A 19,139-nucleotide genomic window follows, 5' to 3' on the forward strand; every position below is an offset into this window, starting at 1 on the left:
ACAGGCTGGCTTTACATCTGTTTCTAGTTTGTTGTGGTTTATGTAGTTTTGTGTGATTTAGGTTTTGTCGATTAGGTTTTTCGTTAACTCATTGTTTTGTTTAAATGTGTAACAGTATTTTTACTGGCACTGACAGGGATTATGCCTATAGGCTGTATACCCAAATAACCTCAAATTGCTGAATAAGCACTTTGGAGGACTGGGTATTAGTCTTGGGTTCAATCCGGTTTGCTGTTGTCGGATAGGATGTCCGTTGAATAGTAAGAACAATAGGTTTGCATACTATGTTTACACGAACGCTGTTTACACAAACGCTGTTTATACAAAGAGTGACTGAACGAGCACGCAGTGCATGCGATATTTCATTTAAAAGCCAGCCCCACAATCTTCCAAAGGCGCCCTTAATCGCGCCTTTGACGTTTCTACTGGCGAGTCTTTTCACCTTAACCTCTATAGCCGTATCAGCGGCGGACAAGATCGACGTTATCCCTGTGACGGTCGAGGCCATTCAAGAAACTGCCTTTGCCGATATCGTCAACGAAGTCGGTAAAATCAACGCCATTGATTCGGCGATCCTCAACTTTAATGCCAGTGAAAAAATCAGTGCTATCCATTTTAGTAACGGCGACAAAGTGACGAAGGGCCAAGTGATTGCCGAGCAAGATAACACTAAGGCCAAGGCTGATTTAGACAAGGCCAAAAGTACCTTAGCACTGGCAAAAACAAAGCTTGAACGGATTGAAGACCTGTTAATCAAAGAGCCATTTGCACTATCCAAGCAAGATGTGGATGAACTGCGGGAAAATGTGAATCTGGCTGATGCCGATTTTCGTCAGAAACAAGCAACCATGAACGACTACTTGATCAAAGCCCCCTTCGACGGTCAGCTAACAAGCTTTAGCCAGTCCATTGGTAGCCAAATTGGCGCAGGTACCGCCTTAGTCACCCTCTATAGTTTAAATCCGGTCGAAGTCCGTTATGCCATTAGCCAGAAGGATTTAGGTAAGGCACAAAAAGGCCAGAAGGTGAATGTCACCGTTGAAGCCTATGGTAATAAGGTGTTCAATGGGTTAGTTAACTATGTGGCCCCTGCGGTGGATGAAAGTTCAGGACGAGTTGAGGTACACGCCGCCCTCGATAACCCTGAGTTCAAACTGGCGCCCGGTATGTTCGCCAATATTAAGCAATTCTACAGCAATGATATTAAACACTTATTAGTGCCGCAAAATTCAATTATCGCCAATAATGACGAACGCTTTGTCTGGTTAGTGCGCGGCGATAGCGCCGTAAAACAAGTGGTTAAACTCGCGCAAAACACTAATGATGGCTATGCGGTTGTAACCGAGGGTTTAGCCGAAGGCGATCTCGTGGTTAAAACGGGTATGCAAAACCTCAAGGCCGATAGCAAGATCAAAGTCATTCAGGACAAAAGCGCGGCAGATAAAGCCACTGTCTCCAGTGCTAACTCTGGTGCGGTCGAAGCGCTAAGCGCTGAGCCCAGCACTGAGGGGGCCGAATAATGCGTTTACCCGAAGTCTGTATTCGCCATCCTATCTTCGCCTCCGTGCTCAGTATCATGGCAGTGTTACTGGGCTTGATTGCCTTTCAAAAACTCGATATCCGATATTTTCCTGAGCACACCACCCACTCTGCATCTGTGAATGCATCGATTGCAGGGGCGAGCGCCGATTTTATGTCGAGCAATGTGGCCGATAAGTTAATTGCGGCGGCTTCGGGCATAGACAAGGTCGATACTATGTCGACCGACTGTAGCGAAGGTCGCTGCTCGTTAACCATTAAATTCAATGACGATACCAGCGATATCGAATACACCAACTTAATGAATAAGTTGCGTAGCAGCGTCGAAGGGATTAACGATTTCCCCCAGAGCATGATAGATAAACCGACCGTCACCGACGATACCTCGGCTACCGATGCTGCCAGTAATATCATTACCTTTGTGAACGCGGGTGGCATGGAAAAGCAGGCCATGTACGACTACATTAGCCAGCAGCTAGTGCCGCAGCTCAAGCAAGTGCAAGGCGTTGGCGCCGTGTGGGGCCCCTATGGCGGCTCACAAAAGGCGGTTAGAGTCTGGCTCAACCCCGAGCAGATGAAGGCGCTCAACATTAAAGCCGCCGATGTGGTGGGCACCTTAGGTTCTTACAATGCCAGCTTCACCTCGGGGGCGATTAAAGGTAAGTCGCGGGATTTCTCGATCAACCCTTTGAATCAAGTTGAAACGCTCGAAGATGTGAAGGACTTAGTGATCAAGGTCAGCGAGGGCAAGATCATCCGTGTGGCCGATGTCGCCGATGTGGTGATGGGCGAAGAAAGCCTGTCGCCGAGTCTGTTGTCCATTGGCGGACACAGTGCCATGTCGCTGCAAATTTTACCTTTGAGTAATGCTAACCCTGTGACAGTGGCCTCGAACATTAAGGCCGAAATTGCGCGTATGCAGCAGCATTTGCCCCAAGGGTTAGAGATGACCTTGGCCTACAATCAGGCTGACTTTATTGAGGCTTCCATCGACGAAGGCTTTTCCGCGCTGATTGAGGCGGTGATCTTAGTGTCGCTGATTGTGGTGTTATTTTTGGGTAGCCTGCGGGCGGCATCAATTCCGATTATTACCATTCCCGTATGTGTGATTGGGGTGTTTGCCGTGATGTCGGCCCTCGGTTTTAGCATCAATGTGCTGACTATTCTGGCAATAATTTTGGCCATCGGTCTGGTGGTGGACGACGCTATTGTGGTGGTCGAGAACTGTTATCGCCACATCGAAAACGGTGAAACGCCTTTTAACGCGGCGATTAAAGGCTGTCAGGAAATCATCTTCCCGATCATTGCCATGACCTTAACGCTCGCGGCCGTGTATCTGCCGATAGGATTAATGTCGGGGTTAACCGCCGATCTGTTTAGGCAATTCTCCTTCACCTTGGCCGCCGCCGTGATGATCTCTGGCGTAGTGGCGTTGACTTTGTCGCCTATGATGAGCGCCTATCTTATCAATACTACTGAGCAGCAGCCGAAATGGTTTAGCCGAGTCGAGCATGCGCTGCAGCAGTTAAACGATTTGTATATCAAAGAGCTGGATAAGTGGTTTACCCGTAAGCGCTTAATGCTAGGCGCGGCTGTGGTGCTTATCGGTCTTGCGGGCATCGCCTACTGGCAGTTGCCGAAAATACTTTTACCCGCAGAAGATTCAGGCTTTATCGATGTGGCGTCCAATGGTCCAACCGGTGTGGGTCGCCAGTATCATCTGAACCATAATGCTGAGCTTAATGGCGTGATGGATGAGCATCCCGCCGTTGGGGCGAACCTGTCTTACATCGAGGGCGAGCCAGTAAACCATGTGCTGCTTAAACCTTGGGGTGAGCGCAGCGAGGGCATAGATGATGTGATCAGCGACTTGATGAGCAAATCAAAGGAAAGCGTTTCTGCCTATAACATGTCCTTTAGCATTCGCTCGGCGAATAATCTCAGCATTGCCAATAATCTACGCTTAGAGTTAACGACCTTAGACCGCAACAAGGACGAGCTCAATGACACTGCCGCCAAAGTGCAAAAGTTACTCGAGGATTATCCTGGACTGAACAACGTGGGTAACTCAGTGCTGAGGGATCAGCTGCGCTACGACCTGTCTATCGATCGCAACGCCATTATCCTCTCGGGCGTCAGCTATGGTGATGTGACGAATGCGCTGTCGACCTTCCTTGGCTCAGTTAAGGCGGCGGATTTACATGCCACCGATGGCTTTACTTATCCGATTCAAGTGCAAGTAAACTTAGATAAGCTCAGTGATTTCAAAGTATTGAATAAGCTGTACGTCACCTCAGAATCTGGGCAAGCCCTGCCGTTATCGCAGTTTGTGTCGATTAAGCAGACCACGGCAGAATCGAACATTAAGACCTTTATGGGCCTTGATAGCGCCGAGCTGACGGCGGACGTTATGCCCGGCTATTCTACCGATGAAATTAAAGCTTACTTAGACGAGCAACTGCCAACGCTGCTCAACGATGCCCAAGGCTTTAAATACAATGGGATAGTGAAAGATTTAATGGATTCACAGGCGGGTACCCAGTCGCTATTTTTGCTGGCTCTGGTGTTTATCTATTTGATTTTAGCCGCGCAGTTTGAAAGCTTCGTCGATCCCTTAATCATCTTACTGACTGTACCTTTGTGTATTGTTGGCGCGCTGTTGACCTTAACTTTGTTTGGCCAGAGCGTTAATATCTATTCGCAGATAGGGTTATTAACCTTAGTGGGGCTAGTGACCAAACACGGCATCTTGCTGGTGGAGTTTGCCAATAAGCAACAAGACCAAGGCTTGAGTGCGATTGAGGCGGCGCGAAGCAGTGCTAAATCTCGCTTAAGACCGATTTTAATGACGTCTTTAACCATGATTTTAAGTGCCATTCCTTTAGCGCTGGCTTCTGGGCCTGGCTCCTTAGGGTTAGCCAACATAGGGTTAGTCTTAGTCGGTGGCCTGTTAGCGGGGACCTTCTTCTCGTTATTTGTAGTGCCTGTGGCCTATGTCGCTATGGCCGAACTCAAAGCTAAGGATGTACTTGCAAGACTGCGCAGCGCCAAAGCTTAGTCGCCTGTTCGTTGGGGTTTATCGAGACTAGATCGACTGCATGGGTTCAACTTGCCCGCAAATACGTTATGATCAAAGCCAATAGCTAAGCGCGTTGGCTTAATTTTTTCGATAACTTAATGATCTTTTTGTATTTAAGCGAGTGTTTTAGTGCGAGTGGATTTGCCTCATCAGCGACGGAGAGCTGGCATTATGAGTTTGTTACAGTGCTTTCACAGGGCCCCCCTGTATTTGGCTTGTTCGGCTGGGCTGATGTTTGCCTCTCCGGTCATGGCCTCTTTTTGGGAGTCCTTGTTTCGCAGTGAGTTGCCAGTCGATCAAGTGACGGCGCCGGCGGACAGCCAGCGTTTCGAGTTTGTCGGTGTGTTGCCCGCCAATACGCAATTAGAACTCGTCGGTTATTACGCCTCATCGATTTGTACCCGCAAGGAGATCCGTTTTCCCAGTGGCGATCTTGCCAATCCCTATCGCGCCACACTCGAAGAAACCTCAGTGCTAAGACAAGTCATCAGTAGCGGCAGTGAAGCGAGTGAGTTTTCGCTGCCCTTAGCCTTAAATGGTGGCGGTGATTGCCAGTGGCATCTCGAGGATTTAATGCTCGATGTGACAATACTGCCGAATCATCCTCTGTGGCAGAGAGCTAAAACGCTGCAACGGGATTACCTCGCCAAGTTGCAGGGCACCTCGGCTTCTGCGGCTCAGCTTGCCAGCCAAACGGCGTTGCCGACTCAAGTGTCATCCCACGATGATTTTTATTTAAGTCATGAGCTTAATATCGATCCTATTCATGCGGGCAGCGAGGCAGATAACTCACTGCTGGCGACCACGCCGTTATCGTTAGCGCCAGTTTACTATCCGGTTTTTATTCATTATCCAGAGGAAGACAAACCCTTCGAGGCACGGCTTAAGAGTAGCCTGCAGCGCACTTCTAGCCTATGGGCCAGCCCATATACTCAAGCGGTTCGGCGCGGTGAGGAGGCGGTAATGCGGGTGAACTTTAATCCACAGATTGCCGAGCATTACGAGGTCGATGTTTGGTATCAGCCCGATACGGTTGAGGTGAAGTATCCCGACGGCACTCAATATGCTTATGTCAACAGTGAAGTAAAACTGTATGCCTATGGCAAACCTGAATCACAAATCAAGACCTTAGCTCAAAGTGCCAAGGCCGAAGATAAGCGCTTATTGGCGCGTATCTATGAGTTGGGTCACGCCTTGCCTAAGGACGAGGCTAAAGCACAAGAGTATTACCGTGAAGCCGCAGAGGCGGGCGATATTGAAGCCTTGCACTGGATGCTAGATCAAGCCGGTTACGCGGGGCGAATTGATGAAAAAACCTATTGGCTCGGGCGCGCCGCGAGTTTTGGTGACAATGAGGCAAAGCTTGAGTTAATCCATTTGCCTTTATCCGCCATCGAACGTGGCCTCGTTAATACGGGTGAAGATAAGGTCAGAGAAACGCAAGCGTGGCAGCAGTTAAATCAATTAGTTGACCAAGGAATGCCAGAGGCAAGCAGCCTTATGGCTTTCTATCAACTGTTACCTTATTCGCCGTATTTTGATGCTAACGCAGCGCTGGAAAATTATCGTCTGAGTGTGAAGGCTAAGCCTGAACTGGCCCATGCGGCGGCCAGCGATTATTACTATTTGGCGGATAATTTTGCTGCGGGTGAGGATTTTTGGCAGATTGCCGCCGAGCGGGATCTTTATGCCGCAGCCGAACTTGCCAATATCTTGTTATCGGAAACCCATCGTGATGCGGTTAATGCGCGCTACTGGTTAGCAAGAGTGACGACGCTGGGTGCCAAGCAAGGTTTGCAGGCGGATATTTTAGGCAATGCATACTTCCAACTCGCAACCTTATTAGATAAAGGCGAGGGCGGCGCGGTCGATGCGAAAACAGCGTTAACGCTTTATCAGCAGAGCCTTGAAATTGCAGAGCGATTTTCAAATGACTATGAAGCAAGAGCCAAGGACAGAGTGCAAGTGCTTGAAGAGATGCGCTTATAACGTCATGTTATATAAAAGAGTATTCGTTAGCATTTAGCCAATAAAAATCCCTGCCATGGCAGGGATTTTGCTATTTATTCAGCTGCTTGATTTAAGCCTCTAGTGTTAAGTGGCTAGAGTTAAATAAGCAGATTTAAACGTTCTGGCTTAAACAACGACAGCCAACTAGCGTAAATCGACTTGCAGTGCGACACCCGAACTCTGTGGTTCACTCTGCACTGTGATGTAATACCAACCCAGGCTTGGTGCATCGACTGTGATACTTTCTTGAGTGTTAGCAGGCGTGACAGACGCTGCATCGAAGTGTTGAGCATTGGCCCACGTTGTCCCCGAAAACAGGCTCACATCACCACTGCCGTGGGCCGAGTTGATGCTTAACTGACTCGTACCTTCTGGCACCCAAAGATAGTAATCGCTGCGACCATCGGCGGTGCAGATGGCTTTGCCTGAACTCAGTTCACCATGACTCAAGGGTGATTGTGTCGCGCAGGCATTGGCGATTAGAGCTGGCGTAGGCGTATTGCTCGCGCCTGTATTGAGGGTGAGTGTGACACCGCTAAACTCAGTGGCAGTGTCCACTGTGATATAACGCCAGCCGCGATTGGCACTAAAGCTAAGCGACTCTTGATTACCCACTTGAGTGCTCTTGGCATCGGCATTATCAGCGTCGGCCCACTGACTGGCATTGAAGTAGAGATTGGCATCCCCAGAGCCACCCTTAGTGGTGACGGTGAACTGAGTATTATCTTCCTCAACCCAGAAGTAGAAGCTGTTGCGTCCACCACTGATACACTCGTTTTTACCCAGTGTGAGCTGGCCGTAATCTAAGGTTACTGCACCGCAATTTGCTGGTGGCTCAGGATCCACGCCGCCATCTCCCAGATCGGGATCAACATCAGCGAACAGCTCAGTGGTGCTGACTTGCATATCAACGCCGCCAAAATCTCCCGACAAGGTAATGTAATGCCAATATTCGTCAGGGTTTAACTGCACTTTAATGACTTGATAGTTACCGTTGCCGATCCCCGCGCCTTGGTTTTGTTCTGGGCTTGCCCAACCTTTAGAATTGAAATAAATGTCGGCATCACCCCAACCTCCGCCAATCTTGATCCAAAGATCTTGGGCCGAGCGATCGGTATTAGTGAAACTGAAACTGGCGCGGCCGAGTTTAGAATCAATACATTCCATCGGCACATCGATTTTCAGGCTGGCCGATTCAGTGTAACGGTAGGCTTCGTTCGTCACTTGGCAAGGCGAGTAATCCTTACTGATAGTGCCCGCAGGACCAGTCCAATTACCTTCACGGCCACTGGGCTCAGCATCGACATCACTTGGGCCTTTATCGACAATGCCATCGTCAGCCGTGCTCAAGCCGCTGGCGAGCCAACCTTGCCACTCGTTGTCGTAACGTGTACCGATACCATCCATAAAGGTTTGATATTCCGCGTATTGGTCGTTACGTAGGTAGGCGAGAATCTGTCTTACATCGTCCCTGTGATGCTCAAACATAAAGCGCACCGCCAGATAACCCCAACGGTAGATACGGTCTTGGCCCGATTCATAGTTGTTTTTGAATATGGTCGACAACATAAACTCACCGGTTTCGCCCATGGCAATCGCCGCGGTATTGGCATCACGGTAAGAAATGTATTCCGCTAGACCTTCAATCCACCAAATGGTATTGGCCGACGTGCCGCGACTAAAGTCACCAAACAGGTTATAGCGCCCGTCTAGGTAGTGCACATATTCGTGTTGCAGGTTCCAGACATGGAAATCCGGCGTGCGCCATTCGGCTTCATAGGCGATAAAACGCGCCTGATTTTTGAGTCCGGCGGGCGAGCCTTCAAGGTACATGCCGCCGTTGTCGGTATTGATACCAAAGATACTGTTGGCTAAGGATTTATACTCAGACGAGCTGCCAAAGATCACTAGCTCTAAGTCATCGTTGTTATCTTGCCCTACAGGTTGCATGCCCGTTTCAAGTTTGCTGTGGAAATAGCTTTCTTGGCTGGTCAGCACATCACATGCCCACTTGGCTTGATCTTGATAGAGATCTTGGGCGCGGATCTTGAGGCTATCGGAGCATTTCCAGTTGAACGGTAGGGTATCGGCCTCTAACTGCGCCTTAAAACCACAGATATTGTAATCGTTACAATGGCTGCGATCGTAATAGTCGGCCATTTCTGCCGCCGCGTACCAAAGCACCTTACTCGGTTCGGTTTTGCTGGTGCTGCTGAGGATGTTTTTAACTAGCTGAGTCACTCGCGGGCGCATGGCATCAATGTAATACAGTCTAGATAACTCTTTGACTGAGTTGACTAACAGATACTCAGCATTGGTGCCTAACAAGTCGCGGTGTTCGAGTTGGAAGTTATTCAGCGCATCTAAAATGCCTTGGTCACGAGCGAATAGTGCCTGCATGTCATCATTCCACTGGGCGCGGAATAAGGTGGTAAACACTGAGTTTGCTGCGGCGTTCATGGCGAAACTGGCTTGCCAGTTAGCGTCGTAGTCCGTTAGCACTTTTATGGTGACATGATTAAAATCGGCGCCGAGCTCGGCAGAGTCAATCAGGATTAAGGCTTCTTTCAACACGCCAGCATTGTCATCGGAAACAGTCCAAATCGCAGCGTTCGAAAATAAAGCGTTGAGGGCCGATTTTAAGCTGGCCTTAGCGGCGCTGCTGTAAGCGGGTACATCATTTGGGCTGTAAAACTGCACATAGAGGGCAGCGCGGACAAAGTAAATATGCGATTCGAGATGCTGAACATCGACCCCAGTGTAGTCCTTGGCTTTAGTGGCAATGGCGTTAGCGACACTGATCACATTGGCCTCGCTAAATAGCGCGGTCGCAGCACTGCCTTTGAGGCTATAGAGCTTACCGACGCATTCGGGTGTCGATTGGCTCAATTGATCCACTAGGGCTTGGCCCGATTTACCGACAAAGTCACTGCAGTTATTGCTCTGCAGTGCGGCGCTGCGACTCTGTAACTTAAGTGGCGGTTGCTCAGATACTTCTCGCTTCTTGCGTGAATGCATCTTAGGCGGCTCTGTCATTGTCTGTTCTGTGATAGTTGGCTCATTCGGGGATGCCATCAATGGCGTCTCCCGCAGTAGCGGTCTATGGGATTCTATTTGGCTAATGGGCGCCGAGGGTGGTCGTGGTGCCGGTTGCGCTTGTGGATTGCTGGGTGTGTTGCTGCCTAATGGGTGACTCGTATGAGTGTCATGGGCGAGAACGGGAGTCGCAAAAGCTAAGCTAATAGCTGCGAAGAGCAGTGTGTTTTTCATTGTGTATCCGTAGTTATCTAGTCTGCAAAGCAGATCTTCCTTGGGCGTTATTTGATGCGTGGAACCTAAGCTTGCATCAAACCTCATTGGATTATTTGCGTGATAACAATAGCGCGACAAACATCGCAGCTGGCAAATAATGCGTTCAAATGATGGCTGTAAGTTTTTAATATATCTAGTATTTACCTGTAAATTTGTTTGATACATCTTTTCTGTTCAGCTTAGGTTCAGCTTATTGCTCAAAGGACTCGCGCCAGAAGCTGAGTCTGTTGGACTCCAGACCTTATAAAGACCTGATTGAATACCTTGTGGAATAAGAGTGGCTATTTGGCTTGAATTCGCGCTAGCTTAGCCGCATTAAGGTTAGATGCACTTTTCCGCAGTTAGCACTCGACCCCTGAGATGCTAAGCCATCTGCGATGAGGTTGATGCCATTCCCAAAGGAGCTTTTATGTCAGCTTTACCAAGCGAATACACCCATATTCATGTTGAGCAACCCGGGGCGCCCGAGGTGATGCAGCTATCGCGCTCGCCTTTGCCTGTGCCAGCGGCTGGCCAAGTGTTGATCCGCGTGCATGCAGCAGGAGTAAATGGCCCCGATGTCAAACAAAGGGTGGGCGCTTATCCACCACCACCGGGTGCATCACCGATTATTGGGCTTGAAGTCGCGGGTGATATTTGTGCCCTCGATGACGGCGTGAGCCAATGGCAAATCGGCGACAAGGTTTGCGCCTTAGTTCCGGGCGGGGGTTATGGCGAGTATGCGCTCACCTATGCTGCCCACTGTTTACCTATTCCAACGGGCTTTAGTTATGTGCAGGCCGCAGCGCTGCCAGAAACCTTCTTCACCGTATGGGGCAATCTGTTTATGCGTGCGGGACTGAAAGCGGGCGAGACTGTGCTGATCCACGGCGGCTCGGGCGGTATCGGCAGTACGGCCATTCAACTTGCCAGCGCCTTAGGCTCAAAAGTCATTGCCACGACGGGGCAGGATGAGAAGCGCGATTATTGCTTGAACCTTGGCGCCGCTGAAGTCATCAATTATCGCACCCACAACTTTGTTGAGCCTGTCATGGCGCTCACTCAAGATAAGGGCGTGAACGTGGTCTTTGATATCGCGGGTGGCGATTTTATTAACCTCGATTTACAAGCCTTAGCGATGGACGGCCGTATGGTGTCGGTGGCGATGCAGCGTGGCCCTAAGGCCGAAGTGGAGATTTTCCGTCTGATGGCAAAACGTATTATGTGGACCGGGTCGACTTTAAGGCCGCAAAGCGTGGAGGCTAAAGCCGCCATTGCCGCCGAATTATTTGAGAAAGTCTGGCCGCTGTTAAACGCCCATAAAATTGTGCCCAATATTTTTGCGACCTTCCCATTAGGCGAAGCCGCGAAAGCCCATGCGCTGATGGAGTCGGGTGAGCACAGGGGCAAGGTGGTACTGACGGTCATTTAGGCTCGGCATACTGCTTTGGCCGCGATGGATTGTTTAGGTCGCGGCCATTTGAGGCAAGTCTGAGAGCGTTCAGGCAAAAGAGTGGCTGAGTAACGTAGGGGTAAATAGTCGTTTGCGCTACTGTCGTTAAATCGTCATGGTTAAACCTGATGCTTAACCTTGCAGTAACCTCGAACGGCAACTTCGAATCGTAAAGTTTATGCCCATCGAACATAGTCGATATGATTGCTTTTTATTGGGAATAAAACTTGCCGCGTCGATTTTTTAGACTAAAGTCGTTAATGATTAAACTTTTTGGGTACTTTGGCAGAAATTAATACGTAATTAGTGAAAATTTCATGGTATGAGGCATTGATTATCGGAAATATTCTGTAAAAATACCCAGTTGAAAACGTCAGAGACTTTCCGGCGCTATTCGTGGATCAAAGCAAGCGATGCTTCGCTTATTCAGGCTAAAAAACTCATAGTGTATGTGTTGATTTAAGGGTATTAGCATATATGTATAACACAGCAAAGAAACAGGTTTGGTATGGTGAGCTGAGAACATCGAAAGGCAACGCGATTGTCGTCCATGACAACCAGCTGCCCGATGCCTCCCCAGGACGTATCTACCTATACAATTCCGATCGCGATGCGATCATTGAGTATGTGGAAGATATCGTCAAAGTGAACCTATACGACTTAGATGAGGCTGCGTTAAAAGCTGCTGAGGCTAAGTTTAGTGGTGCATGGAAGGCGGCTAGAGCTCAATTCATGAGTAAGCATCAAGCTCGTATTGACCTAAACAACGTGAAGGAAACTGCGCCTGTTCGTAAGGCGAAGCCTGAAGTTGAACCAGAAGTGGAATCCGATGCCGTAGGCGTCGATTTTGACGATGATTGGGTCGATGATTTTGATGATTAACACAGTGTCAGCTTAAGGGCTAACACTGTGAGTGTAAGGAATAAAATAGTGCTTATTTTATTCCTTATCGCTTTATTTCCTTCCGCGAAACCGTGCGTTAACCTCAATTCATCGCTATTTTATCGCGACTCGATTTACCCGTTAATATACCGCTAATTTATAGCTAATGTTACGCATCGGCATCGAACTGATATCGGCTGATGTGGTGATAAACCTTGCCTGGCACTAACCAAACATCATCACCAAAGCGCTCACCTTGATTCGGTGAGTCTGGCAGCATCTGCGGTTCTAAACACACGCCATGATGTTGATTTAATACCTGTTGATTGCGACCCACAGTGCCATCTAAAAAGTTAGCGCAGTAGAGCTGCACGCTCGGTTGATTGGTATAAACCGTCATAGCGCGGCCACTCACTGGGCTGCTTAAACAGCCAAAGCGGGCGAGTGAACCGTCGGGGTCATTCATCATATAACAGTGATCATAACCGCGCGTGCTCGCTAATTCTGCTGCATGCAGTTTGTCGCCTAAGCGTATCGGCTGACTCAAGTCGAAAATTGACCCTGCAGTATCGGCAATCCCAGTGGGGACACTGACATCATTCATGGTGAGATAACGCTTGGCATCGATTTGCATCAGATGCTCGTGATTGGTCTCTGAACCATCGAGGTTGAAATAACTGTGCTGGGTTAAGCTCACGGGACAGGCTTTATCCACCGAAGCTAAGATCTCCACATAGAGATTATTGCCTGCGAGGCGGTAATCTAGTTGAACCGTGCAATTACCGGGGAAACCCATGTCGCCGTCTGGACTCATTAAGGTCAAGCGCACACCATCGGGCAGTTGGCCTAAGTGCCAGTTTTTACGATTAAACCCTTCACGGCCGCCGTGCAAACAGTTAGTCGCTTGGTTGACATCGAGTTGATAATCTTGGCCTTGATAGTGCATTTTGCCGTTAGCGATACGATTCGCAAAGCGGCCAGCAATGGCGCCTAAGTGAGCCGATTGCGTCAGGTAGTCTTCGGCGCTGTCGCAACCAAGGACGATATTGGCACGTTCGCCGTGTTTATCTGGGGTCCACAGAGCACGGATAATTCCGCCTAAGCTGATGACTTCTAATGCGAGTATGCCATTGTCGATCCGAACCCGTTCGATTTCGCCGCCACGGGGATCGGTCCAAGGATCCAAAACACTGAAACGTACCATTTAGCTTCCCTCTGTGTTGAATATGCTCACTGCTTATTGTGTTAAATGAGTATGTTAACCCTATTATTTGCCATCGACACCATAAAGTTCAGCGATGAATTCGTATGTTATCGACGGCCTTGTCACTGTATTGGTTTTCTTTGTTTTAAGCGTGCTCTGGCTAATTATCTATGCGGCCCGCGCCAGCGCTGGCGGAACATAAATAGACAGTGGCATCGATTGCGGTTTTGTCGAAAAACTCATGTTCAACGGCGGCTACGACAGCGTCGGTCAGTTCATGATCAACTAAAGCCACCACGCAGCCGTCGGTCATGCGGATACCGCCACGCTCACCAATCACTTGGCTGACAATTTCAACTAAGGTATCAAATTCGGGCAGTGTGACTTCAAAATCATCACGCAGTGAAGCATGGGATTCCGCCATTAAGCGGCTGAATTTTTGAATGTTATTTTGCTCTAAGGCGCGGGCAGCACTCTGGGTTCTTTGGTTTTCTGTGACGACGTGTTTCGCTCTGCGATATAACACTTCATCTAAATCGGCTTTTGCGCTTTCTAATCGACGTAAATCGAGGTGACGCAGCGCATCTAAGCCAAAGTATTCTGCCGCTTGGGCGCATTCGTTGCGACGTTGTTGATTGGTGGCGGCTAAACGTTGTTTCTCAATATGGGCATCTATGATGATAAGGCTTAGGTTTTCTGGGATGGGAATGGCTTCGCTGTCCAGATCTAAGCAGTCAATCAGCAGCGCGTGGTCTTGCTCACCCATGGCGCTGCACATTTGATCCATGATGCCACAGGCCGATTCGACATATCTGTGTTCACCACGTTGGGCCAGTTGCGCTACCGCCATTGGTGATAAATGCAATTGGCTGGTATCACTGATGGCAGTGCCGAAGGCGACAACGAGGGCGCCCGATGAGGATAACCCCGCCGCAAGTGGTACATCGCCCACAATGGCTAAGTCTAAACCCTTGGCTAATAAGCCCGTTTGCGCCATAGCCGCAGTAAAACCTTTGAGGTAATTCACCCAGCCATCTTGCGGGTCCATGTCGTTTTCTTGACCGAAGGTCCACTCTTTAATTTGTCCGGGAAAGGCATCGGCAACGGCACGAAACTTAGTGTCGTCACGGCGTTTTACCGCAATCACTGTATGAAAATTAATGGCTGCCGGGAGTACAAAACCGTCGTTGTAATCCGTGTATTCACCGATCAGATTGACGCGCCCAGGGGCTTGATATAAATCGTCGGCTTTAGTGCCAAAGGTTTGGACAAATAACTTTGTGGCGCGCTGCGCAGGGTTTGACATGCTGTAAAAAATTCCAAAAAAGCTGAGCTAATTTCGTTACCGTCATCGATTTATATCACGACTGAGTCGGTGATGTAACTGAGATTTTTTGCTGAAATAGCGATGGGCGGCAATGAGAAAATCGATACTGTGATAGGAAGTCAAAATAACGTATTCAGTGCGTTATCTAGTCGATTGATTTGTAAAGATTAGTCAGTAGTTAGTTGGATGCCGCACAAACTTGCAGAGGAGGTAACTGCTCGTTTGTGCGGCCTATTATGGCGTGATTTTAATTCAATGCAGCATTAGCAGACACTTAACTATTGGACTCTGCATTAATTTTAGGATCAGCCACTTGCGCTGTTTCTTCCGCTTGCGCGGCGTTTTTCTCTGAGTCTTGCAACAGCTCATAAATCACATGATCCACAAAACCGGCACCCGCAGCTTCGTACAGGTTGTAAACACTGTGTACGCCCGATTCGCGAAGTGCCGCGGCATCGTCACTGTACTGCACAATCGCACTGATCTTGCCTTGATAATTCAGTTTTTTAAGTTGCTCAACCGCAAACATATTTCCCGCGTGGTGCGGCATGGCCAGCAGCACTAATTCAAGGTTAGGCGCTCTGTCGAGTTTCTCCCAAAAGTCGGTATCTGCGGCGTCACCTTGCACTACGTTGCGGCCCTTAGTTTTATGTAAATCGACTAAGTCTTGCTTGTGCTCAATGCCGAGAATTTCACCGTCAAATTGTTCCCTGAGTTCATCGTAGGCGCCGCTACCAATGCGGCCCATACCTAAGATTAAGAAGCGTGGGTTGCCAATGGCGATCGGTCTGTCTTCTGGATGCAATGGGCGTTTTTCAAGCTTGATTAAACGCTGTTGGAATCGTTGATAGATGTTACCTACGGTAGCGTTAAGCGGCGCTGCGAGTAAAAAGCTAAAGCTTAATGCCACGGCGATGATCACTAGCCATTCGGGAGGCAACCAGCCTTTATAGGTGGCGACGGCGGCGACAATCAAACCGAATTCACTGAAGTTACCTAGGTTGAACGAGCCCAACATAGAGGTACGTGAACGCAGCTTAAAGCGGGTAAGAATATAAACAAATAGCAGGATTTTAAGTGGCACTAACAGCACTAATAGCGCCGCGAGTACGATATCCGATACCGTAGGTAAGCCGTTGAGCCCTATGGTTAAGAAGAAGGCAACGAGGAAGAGTTCTTTAAAATAGAACAGGGATTTTGCCAGCTCTGAGGACTTTTTGTGGCCCGCCAACAAGATACCTATGATCAGTGCGCCGAGATCGGGTTTCAGGCCAACAGATTCAAATAACCAAGCGCCAACCACAAGTGCCATCACTAGACCAAACAGGACTAACAGTTCACCGTGGCCGACACGGTCGAAGGCTTTATAAATAAGCGGCTTAGCCAGTGGCAGTAAGAGTAATGCGAAGGCCCATACCGAAGGTACATCGCCCTTAGAAATTGTTAAAAACAGTACGGCGAAGATATCCTGCATAATCAAGATACCAATGGCGACTCGGCCGTAGAGGGATTGGACATCGCCCTTATCTTCTAACACTTTGACCGCAAATACGGTACTGGAGAAGCTTAACGCGAAGGCGATTAACGTCAGTTGCTCAAGGTTAAGACTCGTGAGTTGGCTTAAACCCAGTAAGCCAAAGAGTTTCAGAATCGGTACAAAAACGACAATGGAGAGAATTAAGTGGACACTCGAACCCGCCCACACTTCGGCCTTGAACAGGCTGCGAATATCGAGTTTCAAACCAATAGCAAACAGCAGCAAAGTCACACCTAGGCTGGCGAGTTCTTGCAGCAATGGCAGGCTTTCTTTATCTATCCCGAGGACGAATAGTACAAAGCCCGCCACTAAGTAGCCGATGAGCGGTGGCAGTCCTATACGGCTGACGAGCATGCCGCAGATGAGTGTGATAATGAGGATACCGGGTTCCATGATGCTCCAATCTAAAAAGTCCAAAATTATGAGTGATTGTATAAGAAATCTATGACACTGGAACAAAAAAGCGGACTTTTAATGAAAAAAGTCCGCTTTCTATTGGTGTTGCGGCAAATACACTTGCCGGTTAAAACTGGCGCGGGTGAAATCGCTTTAGTGGTATAAGTCTAAATCGCGACTATTTCACCAGATGATCTAAATGGGCGGCAAAATCTTTAGGGCCCATAAAACCAGTCACACGTAAATCTTCCCTTTGCTCACCTTGTTCGTTAAACATCAACAAGGTAGGTAAACCGAGCACATTGTATTTTTCGAGTAAGGCGACATCGACCTTGTCACTCTTAGTCACATCGGCTTGCAGCAGCACGATTTTATTCATGCGGGCTAACACGTCGGCATCCTTAAAGGTGATGGCTTCGAACTCTTTACAGGCAACACACCAATCGGCGTAGAGATCCAGCATCACAGGCTTACCTTGGGCGGCAGCGGCGGCGATTTCTTGCTCAAGATCTTCAATGGATTTAATCCGTTTAAAGCCATGGGCTTCTTCGGTCGTCGCCGCAGTGCCTACGGGATTGTGATTAAAACCAAAGTGGCCCATCACAGCTTGGAATCCGTAGGAGAAACTCGCCAGTAGCGTCAGCGTTAATAGCACTGAACGGACAGTTTGTTTCCAGTTGAAGGGACTGAGTTTGTTCTGATGCATCAAGTAGCCGGTGAAGCTCACGCCCCATAGTGACCAAAGCACATCGGATACCACGCCCGTCCAAATACGACCGAGCATTACGATAGACACAGCGATCAACAGGAAGCCGAAGACGGTCTTGATGATGTCCATCCAAGCGCCCGCTCTGGGTAATAATTTACCGCCAGAGGTGCCGATAATCAGCAGAGGTAAACCCATGCCCATACTCAGCACATACAGGGCTAAGAAGCCTTGGAGTAAGTCGCCGGTTTGCGCCACATAAACGAGCGCACCCGATAGCGGCGCGGTAGTGCAAGGTGATGCGACAAGGCCAGAAATCACGCCCATCAAGAATACGCCAACTAAGTTGCCGCCTTTTTGGTTGTTCGATACTGAGTTCATCTTCTCCTGCCAGCTCGATGGCAGTTTTAAATCGTACAGGCCAAACATAGATAAGCTGAGCACAAAGAACAGAATCGCCAGAACCACTAACACGGCGGGATGTTGCAATGCCGCTTGGTATTTCAGTCCTGCCGATGCGACCACTAACCCTAAGATAGAGTAAGTGATTGCCATGCCTTGGACGTAGGCCATAGACAAGGTAAAGGCTTTCGCGGTTGAGAGTTTTTGCCCTTGGCCGACAATAATGCCTGACAAAATCGGGTACATAGGGAATACGCAGGGCGTTAATGCCAGACCGACACCTAGACCAAAGAAGATCAATAAGGTCCAAATCAGGCTGTCGTTTGACAGCATTTGGCTCAGGGTATCTTGCTGAGTAATAGGTTGGGTATTGGCTTTCTCGGCCGTGCTCGGTTCATTGCTGGCTGACTCAGTGCTTGCTGGCTTTGCTGCGGCGGTCGATTCGCTCGCTTCGGCACCTGCGATCAAGCCATCGTTGGCGGCGATCGCTTTTAGCACCACGTCACGTTTGGTCGGTGGATAACACAACTTACCTTCGGCGCAGCCCATAAAAGTGACGGTAAGCGTGGCATTTTCATCGGCCTGTTTCAGCGCAACTGGAATATCCACATAGGTGTAATAGACTTCTTGCTCGCCAAAATACTCATCTTCATGGGGTTTGCCCTTGGGCAGCGCCACTGTGCCTAGCTCGGCGCCATTGACACTGAATTTAAGCTTGTCGCGGTACATGTAGTAACCGTCGGCAATCACCCAATTGAGTTTGACCTGATTACCTTCTTGATTGAAATCGAAGGCAAATGCTTGATCGACAGGCATCAATTCCGGTTCACTCTTCATGAAGTCGAATTTGTTACCGAAAACCCCTTCACTGTGCGCTAAGGGCGTGAGGAGCAATAAAGACGTGAAAATAAGGCTGAGTAGTTTTTTCATGGCTGAGTGTTGTCTTTTATCCAATCTAAGTAGGCTGGTAGCCCGTGAGTCACAGGCACGGCAATAATTTCTGGTACTTGATAAGGGTGAAGTCTAAGCACAAGTTGTTCTAACTCTGAATATCGACTTTGTAAACATTTAATCTGTAAGCTAAATTCTTGTTCTTCACAGATTTTCCCTTCCCAAGCATAAATTGAACGTATCGGGGCGGAGATATGAACACAAGCGGCAATACGCGACTCAACTAAAGCCCTAGCCAAGGTATTGGCTTGTACTTCATCGGGGCAGGTAGTGCTAACCATTAAATACTGATGCTGCATGGTATTAGGTATCGTCTCTTAAGAATCTTAAAGTTCGCTTAAGCCAACTGAGTTAGGCTACTT

Annotated in this window: 11 protein-coding genes; 5 read left to right on the plus strand and 6 right to left on the minus strand. The window is 48.8% G+C overall.

Annotated features, from left to right (window positions below):
- Window positions 1-284: 284 nt before the first annotated feature.
- The 3 genes from FW758_RS11250 to FW758_RS11260 all read left to right on the plus strand — a co-directional run bounded on the left by FW758_RS11250 (window position 285) and on the right by FW758_RS11260 (window position 6,607).
- On the plus strand, window positions 285-1,520 hold the full coding sequence (locus FW758_RS11250; RefSeq protein ID WP_446445416.1) for an efflux RND transporter periplasmic adaptor subunit: 1,236 nt from the start codon (window positions 285-287) through the stop codon (window positions 1,518-1,520).
- Window positions 1,520-4,597, plus strand: a complete 3,078-nt coding sequence (locus tag FW758_RS11255; RefSeq protein WP_446445417.1) for an efflux RND transporter permease subunit — start codon at window positions 1,520-1,522, stop codon at window positions 4,595-4,597. The genes FW758_RS11250 and FW758_RS11255 overlap by 1 nt, the downstream gene beginning before the upstream one ends.
- A 192-nt stretch (window positions 4,598-4,789) precedes the next feature.
- On the plus strand, window positions 4,790-6,607 hold the full coding sequence (locus FW758_RS11260) for a sel1 repeat family protein (RefSeq protein WP_446445418.1): 1,818 nt from the start codon (window positions 4,790-4,792) through the stop codon (window positions 6,605-6,607).
- A 165-nt stretch (window positions 6,608-6,772) separates the two neighbouring features.
- Here FW758_RS11260 and FW758_RS11265 read toward each other — a convergent pair whose 3' ends face one another.
- Window positions 6,773-9,898, minus strand: coding sequence for a M9 family metallopeptidase (locus FW758_RS11265; RefSeq protein WP_446445419.1), 3,126 nt, complete (start codon window positions 9,896-9,898; stop codon window positions 6,773-6,775).
- 451 nt (window positions 9,899-10,349) lie between these two features.
- Between FW758_RS11265 and FW758_RS11270 the strand changes: the two genes are divergently transcribed.
- On the plus strand, window positions 10,350-11,351 hold the full coding sequence (locus FW758_RS11270) for an NAD(P)H-quinone oxidoreductase (RefSeq protein WP_446445420.1): 1,002 nt from the start codon (window positions 10,350-10,352) through the stop codon (window positions 11,349-11,351).
- A 498-nt stretch (window positions 11,352-11,849) separates the two neighbouring features.
- Complete coding sequence (locus FW758_RS11275) at window positions 11,850-12,254, plus strand: hypothetical protein (RefSeq protein WP_006083132.1); 405 nt, start codon at window positions 11,850-11,852, stop codon at window positions 12,252-12,254.
- 169 nt (window positions 12,255-12,423) lie between these two features.
- On the opposite strand, the gene FW758_RS11280 is transcribed toward FW758_RS11275, so the two are convergent.
- The 5 genes from FW758_RS11280 to cutA all read right to left on the minus strand — a co-directional run bounded on the left by FW758_RS11280 (window position 12,424) and on the right by cutA (window position 19,076).
- Window positions 12,424-13,458 carry an aldose epimerase family protein gene (locus FW758_RS11280; RefSeq protein ID WP_283630309.1) on the minus strand — a complete coding sequence of 345 codons (1,035 nt, stop codon included), beginning with the start codon at window positions 13,456-13,458 and terminating at the stop codon, window positions 12,424-12,426.
- A gap of 160 nt (window positions 13,459-13,618) precedes the next feature.
- The gene (gene galK, locus FW758_RS11285) at window positions 13,619-14,764 is read right to left on the minus strand and encodes a galactokinase (RefSeq protein WP_006086123.1); all 1,146 of its coding nucleotides are present in this window, start codon (window positions 14,762-14,764) and stop codon (window positions 13,619-13,621) included.
- Between the two features lie 295 nt (window positions 14,765-15,059).
- Complete coding sequence (locus FW758_RS11290) at window positions 15,060-16,715, minus strand: cation:proton antiporter domain-containing protein (RefSeq protein WP_446445421.1); 1,656 nt, start codon at window positions 16,713-16,715, stop codon at window positions 15,060-15,062.
- A gap of 181 nt (window positions 16,716-16,896) precedes the next feature.
- Window positions 16,897-18,756 carry a protein-disulfide reductase DsbD gene (locus tag FW758_RS11295; RefSeq protein ID WP_446445422.1) on the minus strand — a complete coding sequence of 620 codons (1,860 nt, stop codon included), beginning with the start codon at window positions 18,754-18,756 and terminating at the stop codon, window positions 16,897-16,899.
- Window positions 18,753-19,076, minus strand: coding sequence for a divalent-cation tolerance protein CutA (gene cutA / locus FW758_RS11300; RefSeq protein WP_012088202.1), 324 nt, complete (start codon window positions 19,074-19,076; stop codon window positions 18,753-18,755). The genes FW758_RS11295 and cutA overlap by 4 nt, the downstream gene beginning before the upstream one ends.
- Window positions 19,077-19,139 lie beyond the last annotated feature (63 nt).

The organism is Shewanella sp. 1180_01, assembly GCF_052850535.1.